The 535-nt window shown below is 44.9% G+C and carries 1 pseudogene; it reads right to left on the bottom strand.

Annotated elements, in window-relative coordinates:
• Positions 1-535: pseudogene (locus MiAbW_RS19240) on the bottom strand (hypothetical protein); the annotation flags it as partial.

Below are 535 nucleotides of genomic sequence, written 5' to 3'. Positions count from 1 at the left end.
AGGTACGATATGATAAGAGTTAACCCCTACTTTAACCCTTACATATTCATAGTTTTCTAATTCTTGGTTACTTATTTTTGTATCACCAAAAACGTTAAGCAATTGACATTCAAACTGTGAATCGTCGCCGTCATCACCATCAGGAGGTACAGCGTCACGGCTAAGGTCATCCTCATCAAGGAGTAGTGACTCGATTAGTTCCTCTAGTAACTTCGATGGAGAAATTCCAGACTCTGCGGCCTTTTCTCGAAGCTTTTCCCAAAGTTCGATAGGGATGTTAACCTTTTTGGAATTGGGTAGCTTCTGAAACGGGTCCTCAAGATGGGCTTTGACCTTATCGAGAGTTAACTCGTGGTCAGCGTAAGTCTCACAAATATCACGCCAAGCCTCTAGCAAGTCGGTCTCGCTAAACTTGGATAACTCTAATGCGATCGAAGCATTCATAGGCAACCGATCGCAGCCGGCAGAAATTAGCTGACTCATGACCCGGGCAGCCCGGATCCAATTGTTGACAGCACTGGAAGTCTTACCGATC

The sequence above is a fragment of the Microcystis aeruginosa NIES-4325 genome, from assembly GCF_008974145.1.
Taxonomy (GTDB): domain Bacteria; phylum Cyanobacteriota; class Cyanobacteriia; order Cyanobacteriales; family Microcystaceae; genus Microcystis; species Microcystis aeruginosa_G.
The sequence above is the reverse complement of the archived record's forward strand: the minus strand, read 5'-3'. Positions and strand labels throughout refer to the sequence as shown.